This is a genomic window from Paenibacillus amylolyticus (genome assembly GCF_051136285.1).
GTDB classification, from domain to species: Bacteria; Bacillota; Bacilli; order Paenibacillales; family Paenibacillaceae; genus Paenibacillus; species Paenibacillus amylolyticus_F.
The window spans coordinates 5,446,760-5,463,377 of record NZ_CP194938.1; the positions used below are offsets into that span (position 1 = coordinate 5,446,760).

9 protein-coding genes are annotated in these 16,618 nt (G+C 46.4%); all 9 read left to right on the top strand.

The features are described 5' to 3' along the window. The first annotated feature begins 171 nt into the window (after positions 1 to 171). Positions 172 to 2,508 (top strand): helix-turn-helix domain-containing protein, encoded by a 2,337-nt coding sequence (locus ACR8BL_RS23720; RefSeq protein ID WP_434749808.1) that lies wholly within the window; start codon positions 172 to 174, stop codon positions 2,506 to 2,508. A gap of 294 nt (positions 2,509 to 2,802) precedes the next feature. After that, the gene (locus ACR8BL_RS23725) at positions 2,803 to 3,756 is read left to right on the top strand and encodes an ABC transporter permease (RefSeq protein WP_434749809.1); all 954 of its coding nucleotides are present in this window, start codon (positions 2,803 to 2,805) and stop codon (positions 3,754 to 3,756) included. Between the two features lie 45 nt (positions 3,757 to 3,801). Further along, on the top strand, positions 3,802 to 4,674 hold the full coding sequence (locus ACR8BL_RS23730; RefSeq protein ID WP_434749810.1) for a carbohydrate ABC transporter permease: 873 nt from the start codon (positions 3,802 to 3,804) through the stop codon (positions 4,672 to 4,674). A 143-nt stretch (positions 4,675 to 4,817) separates the two neighbouring features. Continuing rightward, entirely contained in the window at positions 4,818 to 6,317 is a 1,500-nt protein-coding gene (locus tag ACR8BL_RS23735) for an extracellular solute-binding protein (RefSeq protein ID WP_434749811.1), read from the top strand. A gap of 23 nt (positions 6,318 to 6,340) precedes the next feature. Next, positions 6,341 to 7,444: a glycoside hydrolase family 88/105 protein gene (locus tag ACR8BL_RS23740; RefSeq protein WP_434749812.1), complete on the top strand. Its 1,104-nt coding sequence runs from the start codon at positions 6,341 to 6,343 to the stop codon at positions 7,442 to 7,444. A 124-nt stretch (positions 7,445 to 7,568) separates the two neighbouring features. Beyond that, complete coding sequence (locus ACR8BL_RS23745; protein ID WP_434749813.1) at positions 7,569 to 9,098, top strand: extracellular solute-binding protein; 1,530 nt, start codon at positions 7,569 to 7,571, stop codon at positions 9,096 to 9,098. A 673-nt stretch (positions 9,099 to 9,771) separates the two neighbouring features. Continuing rightward, positions 9,772 to 11,073: a group II intron reverse transcriptase/maturase gene (gene ltrA / locus ACR8BL_RS23750; RefSeq protein WP_434749814.1), complete on the top strand. Its 1,302-nt coding sequence runs from the start codon at positions 9,772 to 9,774 to the stop codon at positions 11,071 to 11,073. Between the two features lie 360 nt (positions 11,074 to 11,433). Then, positions 11,434 to 12,699 carry an S-layer homology domain-containing protein gene (locus tag ACR8BL_RS23755; protein ID WP_434753226.1) on the top strand — a complete coding sequence of 422 codons (1,266 nt, stop codon included), beginning with the start codon at positions 11,434 to 11,436 and terminating at the stop codon, positions 12,697 to 12,699. A gap of 88 nt (positions 12,700 to 12,787) precedes the next feature. Next, entirely contained in the window at positions 12,788 to 16,402 is a 3,615-nt protein-coding gene (locus ACR8BL_RS23760) for a DUF5704 domain-containing protein (protein ID WP_434753227.1), read from the top strand. The last annotated feature ends 216 nt before the right edge of the window (positions 16,403 to 16,618 follow it).

The window sequence follows — 16,618 nt, forward strand, 5'->3', positions numbered from 1 at the left end:
CGACATCAAAATCTCTCCTTCGACCTGAGGAATATACAAGTAATATAAACTGGAAATCACTTCAAGTCAACAATTCTGAATAAAGAGGTGGACTTGATTATGAATGGGTTTTAAAATAACAATAGTAATTTAAACCAATGTAAGCGATTTTATAAAAGGGAGATGCTCTTCTTGCCTAAATATCTATTGCGTCTGCTCTGCTTTACGATGATTCTTGGGGCCTTGCCAGTCATTGTGATTGGTTCCGTCTCGTACACGATTGCTTCGCGTGATATCGAACAGAAAGTGCGCGAGAGTAATCTTCAGATACTACATCAGACTCAGATGCGAGTGGAACAAGTATTACGAAGTTTACAATTGTCCTCGATTCAGTACGTTAATTCGCCTCTGGTGCTGCGGGCAATGAAGCAACCGCTGAATAGCAGCGAATTTCAAGAAATTCGTGATTTGACATCAGGTTTCAACAATCTGCAGGCAGTCACAAGTATTGATCAGGCTTACCTCGTAAATCTGGAGCAGGACTGGGTGGTATCGATGCGTTCATTCGGTAAACTGGGTGATTTCAGCATTCGAGACCGAATTGGGACTTATCTTACATACACCAACAGTTTGTTCTGGGTGACTCAGAATAAACGTTCATCCAAAGAGAGTTTACCCGTATCTGCAGGCATGGGGGAGGCTTTAACGGAACAAGCCCCCACCTTGATCTCTTCTGATAACGTAGTTAGTATGGTTTTTAAAATTCCGATGGTTCCAACTAACGTGAAACCGAAAGGATTTCTTGTTATTGATATTGCGGATGCAGAGCTAAGCAGCTTTTTGAGCCGGAACCCGAATTCAGGTGATCTGTATGTTCTGGACAAGGATCAGAGATATTTTTTGAATGACACGAATTATGGAAATAAATACGATCTGCTGAACAAAGAGATTCAGGAGAAAGTTCAGACGACGGGGGAAGCGCAAGGTTTTTTTAGTGCAGAAGTGGAGGATAAGCCCGTAGCGGTCAGCTACAGACAATCTCCTCTAAATGGTTGGTTGTATGTATCGGTCGTGTCGCTCGGACAGATTACAGCCCAGTCGCAGAAAATTGCGGTGGTAACCGGAGTGGCGACGTTAATCATGTTATTGGTGACAGGGCTTGTGGCGATATACGGCAGCCGGCGTATGTATTCACCAATCTCAAGGCTGCTTCAATTTACGAAAGGTCTGGATTCGCCGCTTCCTCCAGCAGGACGACGTCAGGATGAATTTATCTATATTGAGGAACGATTGTCGACACTGTTCAGTTCGGAAAAAACAATGCGTGAGCAGATGAAAGGGCAGCATGTGCATTTACAGGAGTTTTTTATGACCAAGCTGCTGACAGGCAAAATATCGGAAGAAGATTTCAGATATCAGGGAGAATTATATGATTTCCCGACCGGATGGTCACATCTGGGTGTGCTTATGCTTCAGATTGATACGCTCGAAGGCACGAGATATGAAGAGCAGGATCGGGATTTGCTGTTGTTTGCTGTTAACAATATGGTTGGTGAACTGTTACCTTCCGAGATTCGTTTCACACCTGTCATGCTGGATGATGCCCAGGTGACTGTACTTGCTTCTGAACTGAACGATGAAGTGCAGCTGAAGGAGTGGATGCATACTCAGGCCGATTGGATTCGTGAACGGGTCGTAACCTACCTGAATCTTCCGGTAAGCATAGGCATCAGTCGAGCTTATTCAAGCATTGGGGCTACGCCTAGAGCGTACCAGGAGAGTAGGGAGGCTTTGCAGGGCAGAGTCAGCTTGGGCAGCCGTATTATTTTACATTATGAGGATATTCAACCAAGAGGTCAGATGGAAGCCGCGCTGTATACACAGTTGCGAATGATTGAGGATCAATTAGCCTCGGCGCTCAAGCAGGGAGACGAAGAGAAAACAGATATCTATTTCACGCAATATTTAGGATTACTGGCGGACAAAAAACTTCATTTCAGTGAGTATCCGGTTATTATGGTGCAGCTCTTGTCACGGGGGTATCAGCTTGTGCAGGAGCAGGGCGGAGATGTGGCGGAAGTGCTGGGGGAGAAGGCCTCCATGGCATCCTTGCTTAAGCTGTCTACACTGGACGAGATGACAAGTTGGTTTCGCAAGCGATTATTTCAGCCTGTGATCCGATTCTGGAAGGAGCAGGAGGAGTCCCAATATATGAATATCGCTCGCCGGATGATTCGATTGATTGAGGAGCGGTATGATCGGGATTTGTCACTGGAAGCATGTGCCGAAGAGTTGAATTTCCATCCTGTCTATCTAAGTCGTGTCTTCAAGAAAGAAGCGGGCGTTAATTTTACCGAATACCTTGCGGAGTACCGGATGGAAAAAGCCAAAACGTGGCTACAGACAACAGATCTGAAAATATCAGAAATCGCCGAAAAATTAAATTATACCAACCCGACAGCATTTATCCGTACATTTCGCAAAATCACAGGAACAACTCCCGGCAAGTATCGGGAGCAACAGCGATAGAGAACAAGGCCTGCTCTGCCCGTCATGGCAGGCAGGCTTTTTGCATTCAATTTACGGTTGTTCAAGACGAAGTAGTAGCTTGTAAGCCAGAGTTAAACCAGGAACATCCAGGTTGAAAGCAGTTCATTTTGTGTTTGAGTCCCCATTCTCAAAACGCTGAAACCCTTGATGCACAAGGGAAAACAAGAGGATAAAACGAGACGATAGCCAGTGATAGCAATATCCGCCACAATGGAGACATGAATTCAGGAAGTGATCTTTTGTAATCGTTTCCAACGTGGGGAGGAAGACACTATGAAAGCCGAAACGGCGGCTCGGACACGGCCCGCTAACCGCAGTGACAAAAACCTGCTGTGGAGGGACATCATCAAAAACCGGTGGCTGTACATTATGCTGATTCCGGGAGTGCTTTACTTTGTTATCTTCAAATACATACCGATGTATGGCATTACGATGGCTTTTCAGGATTACACCCCGTACAAAGGCATCTTGGGAAGCGATTGGGTAGGATTCAAGCACTTCCAGCGTTTCTTTGGTGAACCGCAGTTCTGGACATTATTTCGAAATACATTTTTGCTTGCGATTTACAATATGGTTTTCTTTTTTCCACTGCCGATTGTACTTGCCTTGATGATGAATGAGGTTCGGCGGGAGCGGTTCAAACGCTTCGTACAGACATTGGTTTACGTTCCACACTTTGTATCCTGGGTTGTTGTGGTTGGTGTATTCTACATGCTGTTCACAACAGAAGGTGGTGCGATTAACGAACTGCTTTATAACCTGACGGGACAAAAAATTGCTTTCCTGCTTGAGCCGGGATGGTTCCGTACGATGATTGTGGGGCAATCCATTTGGAAAGAGGTAGGCTGGGGCACCATTATCTTCCTCGCTGCACTCTCCGGTGTAGATACACAGCTCTATGAAGCTGCTCGTATTGACGGGGCCAACCGCTGGCGTCAAACGTGGCATATTACATTGCCGGCGATTCGCAGTACCATTATCATTTTGCTCATTTTGCGTCTGGGGAACTTCCTGGATACAGGCTTTGAACAAATCTTCCTGATGTTGACACCTACCAATCGTGATGTGGGCGAGGTATTTGACACCTACGTGTACACGAAGGGACTTACCCAGGCGCAGTACAGCTATAGTGCTGCTGTCGGATTGTTCAAGTCGGTTGTCGGACTGGCGCTGGTGCTGGGTGCCAACACGTTAGCCAAAAAATTCGGGGAGGAAGGCGTCTATTAATGCACGTATGCAGACGCTCTTCATCAGACAGGAGTGAACATTCAGATGCAACAGGATAAAACATGGGGCAACCGGATCTTTGATTTTGTGAATCATGGTTTGCTGTTCTTGATTGGTATCGTGACCGTAATCCCGTTCATTTATATTTTGGCTGTTTCATTTACCAGCCCGCATGAAGTGGCTAAAGGTGGATTTATCCTTTTTCCAAAAGAGTTCTCCTTGGCAGCTTATCGTTACATTTTTTCCACAGATACATTAATTCGAAGTCTCGGCGTGTCGATCTATATTACCGTTGTCGGCACACTGCTTAACTTGTTATTTACGTCGCTTATGGCTTATCCGTTATCGAGAAAGTACTTGCGTGGACGCCAGCCGATCCTGCTGGGTGTGTTGTTCACGATGTTGTTCAGCGGCGGCATGATTCCCACGTACTTTGTCGTGAAATCCCTGCATCTCACCGATACACTCTGGTCTTTGATGCTGCCAACGGCAATCAGTGCCTTCAACCTGATCGTACTCAAAAACTTCTTCCAAGCCATTCCGGATGAGTTGGAAGATGCGGCCAAAATCGATGGCTGTAACGACGTCAGTGTTTTGTTCCGTATTGTGTTGCCGCTGTCGATGCCAGCGATGGCTACTTTTTCACTCTTCTATGCCGTAGCACACTGGAACAGTTTCTTCAGTGCCGTCATCTACATCAACGACAGCGAAAAGTGGCCGGTGCAAGTATGGCTGCGTGAAATTGTTATTTTGGCACAAAGCCGAATCGGAGATACAAGCATCGAAGAAACGGAAATTCAGCCGCTTACGATTCGCATGGCCGTTATTGTATTCTCGACCATTCCGATTATGCTGGTCTACCCATTCCTGCAGAAGCATTTTGCCAAGGGAGTGATGCTCGGTTCGGTAAAAGGGTGATTGGTGCAGTGCTTAGTAGAAAGCGCATGACTGAATTGAGAATATGGCTGAATAATCAGAATTGGAAAACCGTAAAATTGCATGGCTCCAGGACTGACCGTAGGACGTTAAGACTGTAATTTCAAAAGGGAGGTTTTCATGAAATGAAAGCAACAAAAAAGAAAGCCGTAGCTGTTCTGAGTACACTGGCTCTGGTGACCGGTTTGCTGGCAGGATGCGGATCAGATGAGGGTCAGGCTGCTGAAGGCGGCGTACAGAATGTATCGATCGCTATTGCGCAGGTGGGTGATGTGCCAAGCAAGGGCAATGATGTACAGAAAAAAATCGAAGAGTACACCAACACCAAACTGGACATCCAGTGGATTCCGGCATCTGCGTACAATGACAAAATTAATGTTATGATCGCCTCCAGCGACATGCCAAAAATCGTGAAGGTGCAGTATAACCCAACGGTGACAAATGCGATGCGGAATGACGTGTTCTGGGAGGTCGGGCCATTGCTGAACGATTACAAAAACCTTTCTGCCCAAAATGGACGTTTCTTTGACAATATCAAGGTTGAAGGGAAAATTTACGGCGTACCGGTATTCTCTGATATTGCCCGGGCAACCGTTATTTACCGTAAGGACTGGTTCGACAAGTTGAATCTGAAAGTACCAACAACACCGGATGAGTGGTACGAAACGATCAAGACATTGTCCACTTCTGATCCGGATGGCGACGGGCAGGCGAATACGTTTGGATTGATGTTATTTAAAAAGTATAACGAGGATCAATATTCCTTTACGACTCGTCTTGGTGTAAGTTTTGGTGCACCGAACAAATGGAAGGTTGAGAAGGATGGCAGTTTTACACCAGAATTCATGACACCGGAATATATGCAGGTGCTGGATCTGCTGAAACGTTTGTACGATGAGAAATTGTTGAACCAGGACTTCGCTGTATTTGATTCAACAGAAGCGGAGAAAAAGTATGATTCCGGCGTTGTTGGCATGCGTGTTGGTGTGGCACAGAACGGTAAAAGCCAGCAGGAACGTCTGTCGAAGAATAACCCGGACGGCGTTGTGGATATTGCCGGTCTGCTCGGGCCGAATGGTGACCGTGTAGCTGGACAGACAGGAAACTCAGGCATTCTGGCTTTCCCGAAAGCAACTGTAAAATCGGAAGAAGAGCTGAAAAGCCTGCTCTCGTTCCTGGATAAACTGATGGATCCGGAGATGGCAACGCTGCTGATGCGTGGTGTGGAAGGCAAACATTACACCAAAGTCGGAGACAACGAAGTGGAAATGAGTGATTTCGATGCCTTCCAGCGTGAAGTAAAGCCATATCGGGATAATTTCCCTTATGTTGATGGTTATAATGTACCTAAACTGAAGGACACCGAGCTGGGAGAAAAAGGAACAGCACTGGTGAAGGAACTGGCAGAACATGCTGTGCCAAACCCTGCTTTGACGTTGTATTCGCCAACCTATGGTGACCGCGGAGCGGATCTGGACCAGGTGATTGCGGATGCGCAAACCAAGTATATTATGGGCAAGATTGATCAAAGCGGCTGGAAAAAAGAAATTGAGAATTGGGCTAAAGCAGGCGGAACCAAAATCCGTGAGGAATATGCTGAGGATTACAAAAAACAGGCTCAATAAGGAGCGAAACCGGAGGTTTGATCATGAAGGAAACGTTACAACATACACCTATGCGCATGGCCGACCAGTTTATGGAGAGTTATCGCAACCACGAGCTGTACGCTACCTGGCATTATGAGAACGGCTGTCTGTTAAAAGCATTGGAAGAGCTGTATGCGCGTACAGGAGAACAGAGATATTTCGATTATATTCAGGAGCTCATGGATCATTTTATTCAGGAAGACGGATCGATTTGTTCTTATACAATTGAGGAATATAATCTGGATCAGATCAACCAGGGAAAATCGTTATTTTTCCTGCTGGAGAAAACGGGTCAGGACAAGTATCGCAAAGCTTCTGAGCTGCTGATGAAGCAGCTGAAAGGGCAGCCGCGCACAAGTGAAGGTGGATTCTGGCACAAGAAGATCTATCCATTCCAAATGTGGCTGGATGGATTGTACATGGCTACACCTTACCTGACCCAATATGGAGCCGTGACTGGTGAAGAGAAGTGGTTCGACAAGGCTGCTCTGCAACTGTTGTTGGTGGAAGCGCGAACGCGTGATCCGCGCAGCGGCTTGCTCTACCACGCATGGGACGAGAGCAAAGAGCAGCGCTGGAGCTCTGGAGAGACAGGATGTTCACCACATGTCTGGAGCCGGGCTGTGGGCTGGTATGTGATGGCGGTTGTAGATACGCTGGATTATCTGCCGGTCGATCATGAGCAGCGTGGACAGATTATCGGTATTTTCGAACGGCTCGCGAATGAACTGATCCATGTACAGGATCAGCAGACCGGTTTGTGGCCGCATCTGCTGGATCAGCCAGGGCGTGAACGGAATTACCTGGAGGCTTCGGGTACCTCGATGTTTGTGTATGCACTGGCTAAGGGCGTGCGTAAAGGATACTTGAGCGGAAAGTTCAAAGCCATTGCAGAAAAAGGATATCAAGGTCTGTTGCAACATCTGCTGCAGACAGATCAGGAAGGCACGCTTTCCCTGACACAGTGCAACGGGGGAGCAGGCCTTGGGGGAACCCCGTATCGTGATGGATCCTATGAGTATTATGTAACCGAATCGATTCGAATCAATGATCCGAAATCGGTTGCTCCGTTTATTTTGGCAGGGGTAGAGATGGAACTGGCATAACGCCGGTTCTTTTTCTCCAAAATGTTATGATAGCGCATACATTTTGGATTTGAAAGACATCTATGATTGAGGAATGAGGGCAAGTTCGCTGAACATTAGTTTTATCCAAAAGGAGAGATGGTTCATGAGTCCAAAAAGTCCAAAAAGTTCAAAGAGTCCTATGTTTCGTGTAGGAAGCTTCGTCATCGTTGGTGCGTTGTCTGCTGGCCTGCTGGCAGGGTGCGGGGGAGAAAAAGCTCCAGCTGCCGGGGAAGGTAAAATGCCCATTTCCATTTCATTGATGCAGGTGGGTGATGTACCCGCCAAGGAAAATGCAATTGAGAAGAAGATCGAGGAATACACAAATACGGATGTAAACGTGCAGTGGATTCCACAGTCGGCGTTCGACGACAAGGTGAATGTCATGGTGGCATCTGGGGAGATGCCAACAATTATGCGTGTCAATTACGTGCCTACAACATTTAACGCGGCTAAGACGGGGCTGTTCTGGGAACTCGGGCCTTATCTGAAGGATTATAAAAACTTGTCGGCTCAGTCAGAGGCACATTTTAATAATATCAAGATTGAGGGCAAAATTTACGGTATTCCTAATTTCCGGGATATTGGCCGGACGGCTATCGTTTATCGGAAAGATTGGTTTGACAAGCTAAAACTGGATATCCCGAAAAACCTGGATGGCTGGTATGAGGTCATGCGTTCAATCCGTAAGGATGACCCGGACGGTAATGGCAAGGAAGATACGTATGGGGCGCTGTTATTCAAAAAGTATAATGAGGGTGTGTCCTCACCGTTGACCCGGATTGCGGTAAGTATTGGCGGCGTTAACAAATGGGGTGTAGACAACGCTGGTAAATTAACACCGGAGTTCCTGACTACTGAATATGTGGATACAATGAAGCTGTTCAAGCGGCTGTTCAATGAAGGGCTGATTAATAGTGACTTCCCTGCACTGGATCCTTCGGATGCGGACAAAAAAATGGATTCAGGTCTCGTTGCGATGAAACTAAACGGTGTTGCCCAGAACGGAAAATCAGCACAGCAACGCCTTACACCTAACGCTCCCGATGGCGTCATTGATGTGGCCCCATTCCAGGGACCAGAGGGCATCCGCATTGCCGGTGAGCCAGGAAACTACGGTATGTTGGTTATTCCAAAAGCATCTGTTACAGATGAAGAGCAGCTCAAAAAGGTACTGACATTCCTGGATAAACTGATGGACGAGGAACTCAGCACGCTGCAACTGCGTGGATTGCTCGATGTGCATTATGCCAAGACTTCTGACGGTAAAACGGAACTGAAGGACTTCGATGCTTATCAGCGTGAGGTCAAACCATATCGTGATAATCTGCTGAGTGTTGAAGGGTACAATGTACCTGAACTTGTCGATGTTCCTATTGGTATGAAAGGTACGAAGATGGCTCGTGAAAATGAACAATATGCAATTGCTAATCCTGCTCTTACTCTCTCTTCGGTAATCTACACGGAGCGTGGCCAAGAACTGGATCAGATGATCTGGGATGCTCAGACCAAGTACATTATGGGTAAGATTGATGATGCTGGCTGGGAGCAAGAAATTGCTAACTGGAGAAAAGCAGGTGGTGACCAGCTGATTACTGAACTGGAAGCTTCGTATAAAGAATTGAACGGGAAATAAATGAGAGTGTAATAAAAAAAAGGTTGTTTTGTGTGAAGGATAGGTTTATTCTATAAAAGAGTTAAAATTCCATAATTTAATAAGTGAGACCACACCTTAAAGCATAAGGCTATGAATCTGCGGATTCATGGCCTTTTTTATGTTTGCGCGCCTAGCCAAGCTAGACACAACTAGCCGGTGAAAGTCCGGTCGAGGTAAGAGCCAAGTCGCCTCGTAGCTGACGGGCAACTGGTGGAGAAATCCTAAGGTTGAAGCTCCGTGACAAAGTAACTTCGTAAGGAAGTGCGAGCAAATCCACAGGCTGTAACATGAAGTGAATCCTGCCGCATCGTTAAAAAGAACCTTTTTTTTTTTAGGACAAGAGGGAGCCGAGTCCTGAGACATTGGGCGAAGGCCATGGAACGCGTGAAGCCCTTGGAAGTGCAGCGCGGAAGAACCCTCCGGTGTAAGGGGAGCGGCATGTGGAGAAAGTTGGGTCTGGAACTAGGGAGACCCTCCCCCGCACGAAGTTTTTTTTTTTCGTAAAGAGCTGACCTATAAGCTGGAAAGGCGAAATGGGAAGCTGCGGGAAGGGAGTCGGAGGGGGACATAGTACCGTGGAAATGAGGACAACACAACCTCATGAAGGGAAGGACCCCTGCTTTTGTTCATGTACTGAAGGAGGTAAGAGTCAGTGAATGCCCAAAAGGCTAACTACACCAAAGTCAAAGCTCGACAACTTCAAAACGTACTATACCTGGCGGCCAAGGAGCATCCGAGGCGCCGGTTTCATACATTATATGACAAGGTTTATCGAGAGGATGTTCTTTGGGAAGCATGGAAACAGGTCAAAGCGAGTGGGGGGAGTGGTGGTGTCGATGGAGTGACACTGGACACCATCGTTCAGACATATGGAGCCGGGCGCTTTGTGGAGGAACTGAGAAATAAGCTGAAAACGGGAACCTACCAGCCCCAGCCTGCAAGACGGAAAGAGATTCCAAAGCCAGATGGGAAGACTCGCCCGCTGGGTATCCCCGTGATTGCGGATCGGGTCGTGCAGATGGCAGCCAAAATGGTGTTGGAACCCCTATTCGAAGCAGACTTCAAGGCGTTCTCCTATGGATTTCGTCCGAAGCGAAGTGCGCATGATGCGATTCGCCATATCCGGCGAGCGGTAAGGAAAGGTGTGTACTGGGTGGTAGACATCGATATTCGAGGATACTTTGACAACATCCCTCATGAAAAGCTGATGCAATTGGTACAGCAGCGCGTCAGCGACAAGCGGATGTTAAAGCTGATTCGTCAATGGCTAAAAGCAGGATTCATGAAAGATGGACAGTGGTACCCTACCGAGATTGGATCGCCACAGGGCGGGGTCATTAGCCCGCTGTTGGCGAACATCTACCTGAACTACCTGGATGCGATCTGGGAAAAGAAGTGTACAGAAATCGGAACCCTGGTGCGCTACGCCGATGACCTGGTGATCCTGTGCAAAACCAAAGAACAAGCCATGCAGGCCATCCACGTGTTGAAGGCCGTGTTCGGAAAACTCGAGCTGGAGATGAACAAGGAGAAGTCAAAGGTGCTGAACCTGTGGGGAGACCAGGAAGGGTTCGACTTTCTGGGGATGCATCACCGGAAAATACCGAAGAAGCTGAAAGGGAACAAAGAAGCCTATGTCTTGCGCAGCTATCCAACAAGAAAAGCGATGAAGACCATGAGGCAAAGAGTCAAAGAAATCACCGAGCCGAGGAATCGTCTGTATTGGACGATGAACCAGATGATCCTAGAACTCAACCCGAAAATACAGGGCTGGAAGAACTACTATGGACTGGATGTCTTTGCGACCAAGTTTCTGAATAAAATCGACTGGTATATCCGAAGACGACTAACCCTGTTCTGGAACAAAAAACGAAACCGACGCCATAAGCACAGCAAGTCCCGGCAGGCAGCAACAACGGCTGAACTGGCAGGACTAAAGAAACTGGCTGGATGAAAAAAAAAAAAAAATCCGTAATGCCACAGGAAGAAGAGCATCGGAAAGCCGTATGAGGGAAAACCTCACGTACGGTTTGATGAGGGGGAGCTGGAAAAGTAAAAAGAGGGTCTACGCCCTCCGATGAAATTTCAGTTTCCTACTCTACTTAGGATGAAAATTAGGTCTTTGGAAGGAGGGGTACTCACCTTAGGATCATGGGGAGATATGAAAATGATACCAAAATACTAGAAAAACATGTTAGAATATTGATTAATATTCCAAATTTAGGTTTAGTGATTTAGTTTGTGAAGAAGTAATCATAGTGAGCAAATCAAGCATCCCCACACTAAGGTACATAGGAGCGTGAACAGATTGAACATGGAACAAGTAATTCAAGGGAAGAAGAAAAGAAGATTCGTTTATATGATTAGGCTGTTAATAGCAACTGCGGTGGCTGGTACATGTTTTTCTTTTGGAATGGGGTCTGGGCAGTGGACGACGACAGTAGTTAGTGCTGCAGGAACGAGAGATAGCGCAGTGAGTCGGTTCAGCGATATCAAAGGGCACTGGGCTCAGGCAACGATTGCAAAAGCATATGAGAAAAATTTGATTTCCGGCTATCAGGATGGCACTTTCCGCCCGAACGGTAAGATCACTCGCGGGGAATATGCAGCAATACTAGCTCGCGCGACCAGAATTGAGAACGTTCAGGGGCAGGAACAGGTTTCCTTCACCGATCTTCAGGGGCATTGGTCTGAACCAGCAGTGCGTCAACTGGTTGCACAAGGTTTTATTGACACTGGTGATTATACAGGTGGCTTTAAGCCTAATACCGAGCTGACACGTTATGAGATGATGAAGTGGATTGCAAACGGACTGAGCAAGTCGGACAGCAGTTTTCAAGATGCTTTTAATGATACGAAAAACACTTTACTGCCTACACCGGAAGTGAATCGCGGAACAATCCGTAATGAACAGATTCCGTATCTTGCTCTAGTGCGTGGAACAGGCATTGTAGGTGGATTTCAGGATGGTACATTAAAACCGGCAGATCCGACGACTCGTGCAGAGGTTTCCGCTATTTTGCTTCGCTACATGGACGTGGAAGGCACGAATGCTTCAAAGTACAGTGACTTGAATGAGCTGCGAGAGGTAGGCACGACAGGTACGAATTTAACGACGATAAGTAATTATAAGTATAGCTCTGGATCTGTCATGATCTCAGATTTATCAGGTGCTGATATTAGTCTTAGTAACAAGTCTGGAATATTACAAATTCATCGGCTTATCGTTGTGGATGCGAACCGAAGTACACCAAGAGGCATATACACCAAACTTTTTATGCCAGAAAAGTACGCGAGCGGTTCTTATAGGACTTTTGCAGATATCTCCTTCACATCTGTTTTAGAAAAATCTAATTTAATCACATTCAACAAGGGGATGCCAAATTCATTAATACAATTTAATCGTCTTAATTTGGATTTGGCTAAAAAACAAGATAATGAAACAATTCCTATGGATTCAGGAGAACTTCTAAAAAAGGGGATTCAAAAAAGATTTTGGGTTACTTCAACCCTAAGAAATACTTCATGGTCATATTTTTTGAAATCAGACCATAAAGGAGAATTTAAAATCCAAAGGTAGTTTTTAGGATGGTGATTAAAGTGATATGAGAAAAGTGAAATATTATTTTTGGGCTGTAATGTTTGGGTTATCTGTCTTACAAATTACAATGTTAATTTTGACTCCTCTATCATTAAATGTAGTTAATGCTGCTGCGAATGAATATGGTTCTAAAAAAATGAAGAGTCCCCAGAAAGTAATAATACTAGCTACTCCTACTGTGGGGAATCCGGGAGTGTATTGGTACCAAGAGAATAATGGGAAATTCAGGGCTGACCATTCAGGAGGCCCAACTTATGCCAATAATGAAGGGAGTTGTTCAAATCCATTTCCTGCCGCTAAGGAGGTTCCCGATAGTGTGGACTTTAGTAAATGGCCACCAACAAACTGGCCAGATTATAATCTCACAAGAATTGATGATTCTAATGTTTATAATGTACGTATTCATGATATTAATTATCAAGGAAGAGCAAATCAAGATTCATATACTGGAGTAGGAGATATTAAATCGCCGTTTACCTCAACAATTGTTGCTATAAAGACTATCACTGGAGGAAACCACGTACCAACTGAGCATAAGAAATTTGATAATGGTGGGAGAACAAATGATGGATGTCCCAAATATAATGTTGCCTATAATACTCCCATGGACATCATTTGGGAAGGCGATCTGATTGAAGAAAAAGAGATTGATGTAACACCTGATGCTACCCTGACCATTGGCCAGACCAAGCAGATGGTAGCCAAAGTCAAGACTAAAGGCTATGGCTCAACAGTTTGGACTGAGGGGGTTGATGTGTCTGGGAGAGAGACAGAGATTAAATGGTTTTCTTCAGACGAGACGGTGGCAAGTGTTGATCTAAAGACAGGGATGTTAAAAGCGGAAAGCCCAGGAACGGTTACGGTACGTGGGATTTGGAACAATGGCACATACTTGATCTCGGATACAGCTACCATTACCGTAACGTCTGAGCCGGGACTTGTGGTGAACTTGCCAAATGCTTGTAAGTCCACCACGACACCACTGCAGGCGGAGGTAGTTCTTACCAAAGCGGATCGAAGTGTTCATAAACTCACGGTTCACCCTAAATTGACTTGGCACAGTTCGAATCCTGCGGTAGCGACAATTGGTACTGATGGCAAGTTGACAACCAAAGGCATCATAGGCCGCACTGTGATCAAGGCTCATTTCCTGGATATCACTCAGGGTATAGATGAGCAAGCTACTCAAGAACTTGAGGTCAAAGATTGTTCTAATGGTGGGGATGGAGGAGACCCGGGTGGCGAAAATCCGGGCGGTGATCCGCCGAATGGCTGTTCTGTGAGCATTAGTCCGCCGAGTCGAGGCACGGTGATGGAGGCTAAAATGATGGATTCCTCAGTTCGAGGTGTACTCAAAGCAGACAATCGAGGGGCTGAAAAGTTTGATGTCACTCAAGGTATTCCAACGTCGGAAAACTTGTATGCAAACGTTATGACCAAGGGTTACCTGTTTCAGCACCGATGGGTGAACATGACGGGCACAGTGACCTATACTGTCCAAGTCAAGAAGATGTACCACAAAACGTGGACAATTCCAGGACGCCCTTCTCGTGGTGAGGGAGATCCAGGCACACAACCAGAGCCGAAAGAACGTGATGTATCGGGAGATCAAACGATGCGAGTAACAAGGGGGTATAGCTACTGGCAGATTGATAACCTGGAGGTCTATAAACTAAATGGGGCCAACGTGTCTAACTATGCGCTGGGTGGTTACGGAGGCATGGTTACTCTGACACCGAATTCATACACATCTCCAACAGTACGATCAATGACAGACACGGCGGTGCAGACACATGTAAAACCTGCACCATGCCGAGAGATTGATTTAGGTACCCAAAATGTCCCGGGTGGTTCAACTGAACCCTCTACGCCGAGTGAGACTTCCCTTTTTCAAGCCAGGGCTGAAGCCGAAGTTGGAGAAAACACTGTCACTAATGACAAGGTGATTTTTAATGGCACAACCATTATGGATCCGGGTCCAGCTCAGAAAGAAACTCTTAGACCAGGATTGATTCCACAGCCCAATATGGTCGGTGACCATGTGTTGTATCGGAACGGATTGACGATCCAGAACACATTGATCAATAAAGCCGATCAGCCGACCACAGGTGAAGTGAACTACGGACTACTTCCCGAAAACGTTAATGGCGGGCAGGATCAGCGCTTTCCGATTTCAGGGATCAATTCGGTCACGGTACATACACCTGTGGTTAACTATGCCTGGGTATCGGATGACCAGCCGCATAATCAGAAAACGGCGCCAGATCCCACTCGAGCGGCATTGATTCTGGAACGTCCATTCCAGGTGCGCATCCCCACGTCAGGAAAACATCTGGATGCATCTCGTTATCCGGGGTACGGAAATCGCGATTACGCCAAATATTTTCGCAGTAAACAGGTGCGTTTTCCGTTCGATGTCTACACAGATGGTAAAAGTAACTTTGTTCCAGCCAATAGCTGGATTGATATTCCGGTCAATCAGCTGGACACCTCTTTTGTGCTTCCCGTGTGGATTGATGAAGGAAAATATCAGATCGAGTTCCGTAACATGGCAGAAAATGCCCCCTTGCCGTTCACAGAGCAACCAGATGCCAATACAGATCTGACGCATCATGTTGCTGTGGATACTGTAGCCGTGGAGGTCATTGGGAGATTGTACGACTTTCAAATCACGGATATCGCAGACTACAACTGGGAGAATGTGTTTCGCAAAAGGAAGGGCAGCCCGGAGCCTAAGGGAGTTAGCTACTGGACAGGAATACACGGAATTGACGGGGAGCCACGGGGCAACTTGGCTCCGTATGTTTTGCCGATTCGTCCAGGTAGCCATCCCGTGCAGGGATTTCGTAATGCTGCCGTGAAGACAGGTTACCACTTCAAGTTTGATGTAAAGACCAAGGGTAATATGTTTGGTAAACAGGACGGTATCCGAATCACACCCACTTTCTTTTTTGTAAGTAAAGACGGGACCAAGAGACAGGAAGTGGATCTGTATTATCATCGTGGACGAGAGCAACTTATTCGTATTGGATCTGCACAAGACATGGAGAAACGTTATGTTATCTTGAACGCAAGGCTACGTAACGTACCTGGAACGGAACTTGGCGATACAGCACGTTACGAGTACTTTCATGAATGGACGGCGGATGAACGCAAGTTGTATACGCTGGAACAGGCTATGGTTCGGTTCGTGACCCAGAACTCGCATCGTAAAACCTGGGCGGGGCGGTACGACTGGATGATTCTCCCGTCACAGATTCGCACACTCATCGGCCCGAAAACGGACCTTCCTTCCGGGGTGAATATAGACCGGGCAAATGCCGCCATACAGCGCTGGTACGGAGAATATAGTCTGCCAGCTGATGTATATGCCATTCCCAAAGGCACGAATCTGGAGCGGTTGGCACGCGAAACTCGGCTGGATGATAAGGCCCCTGTATTCCTGCATGATGGATATATCGTCGTGAATTTTAATCTGGAATCGTTGCAAAATGGCAATACACTGGCACCACATCTGCAATATATCCACGGAGCGTTAATGAATCAATGGAAATTGGAGGGCTTTAACGCGAGTCCTGTGGATGAGCAGGGGATAAGATGGCCAATTAGAGACGGAGATGTGGTGTGGTATCATGCGGATCAATCCAGCCGTGATGATTTTCAATCTCAGGTGCCACACTAAAGAGGGGAAATAGGAATAAATGGGGTTTTAAAAATAGAAGGATCATCCTCAATGTGAAGCAGCTGTGATGTGATTCGGCATCAGGGTTGCTTCTTTTTTGCGTGAGTAAATTATGCTTGACCCGAGGAACGGGTATAAAGGTAAGGAGCATTTGTTTTTTTATACACATTACAGACCCGCTACGCCTTCCATTCATGATCACACTACAACCACACT

Coding starts and splice junctions, on each gene's coding strand:
- ACR8BL_RS23735 (WP_434749811.1), top strand. CDS start 4,818: ATGAAAGCAACAAAAAAGAAAGCCGTAGCTGTTCTGAGTACACTGGCT.
- ACR8BL_RS23745 (WP_434749813.1), top strand. CDS start 7,569: ATGAGTCCAAAAAGTCCAAAAAGTTCAAAGAGTCCTATGTTTCGTGTA.
- ACR8BL_RS23740 (WP_434749812.1), top strand. CDS start 6,341: ATGAAGGAAACGTTACAACATACACCTATGCGCATGGCCGACCAGTTT.
- ACR8BL_RS23760 (WP_434753227.1), top strand. CDS start 12,788: ATGTTAATTTTGACTCCTCTATCATTAAATGTAGTTAATGCTGCTGCG.
- ACR8BL_RS23755 (WP_434753226.1), top strand. CDS start 11,434: ATGGAACAAGTAATTCAAGGGAAGAAGAAAAGAAGATTCGTTTATATG.
- ACR8BL_RS23730 (WP_434749810.1), top strand. CDS start 3,802: ATGCAACAGGATAAAACATGGGGCAACCGGATCTTTGATTTTGTGAAT.
- ACR8BL_RS23725 (WP_434749809.1), top strand. CDS start 2,803: ATGAAAGCCGAAACGGCGGCTCGGACACGGCCCGCTAACCGCAGTGAC.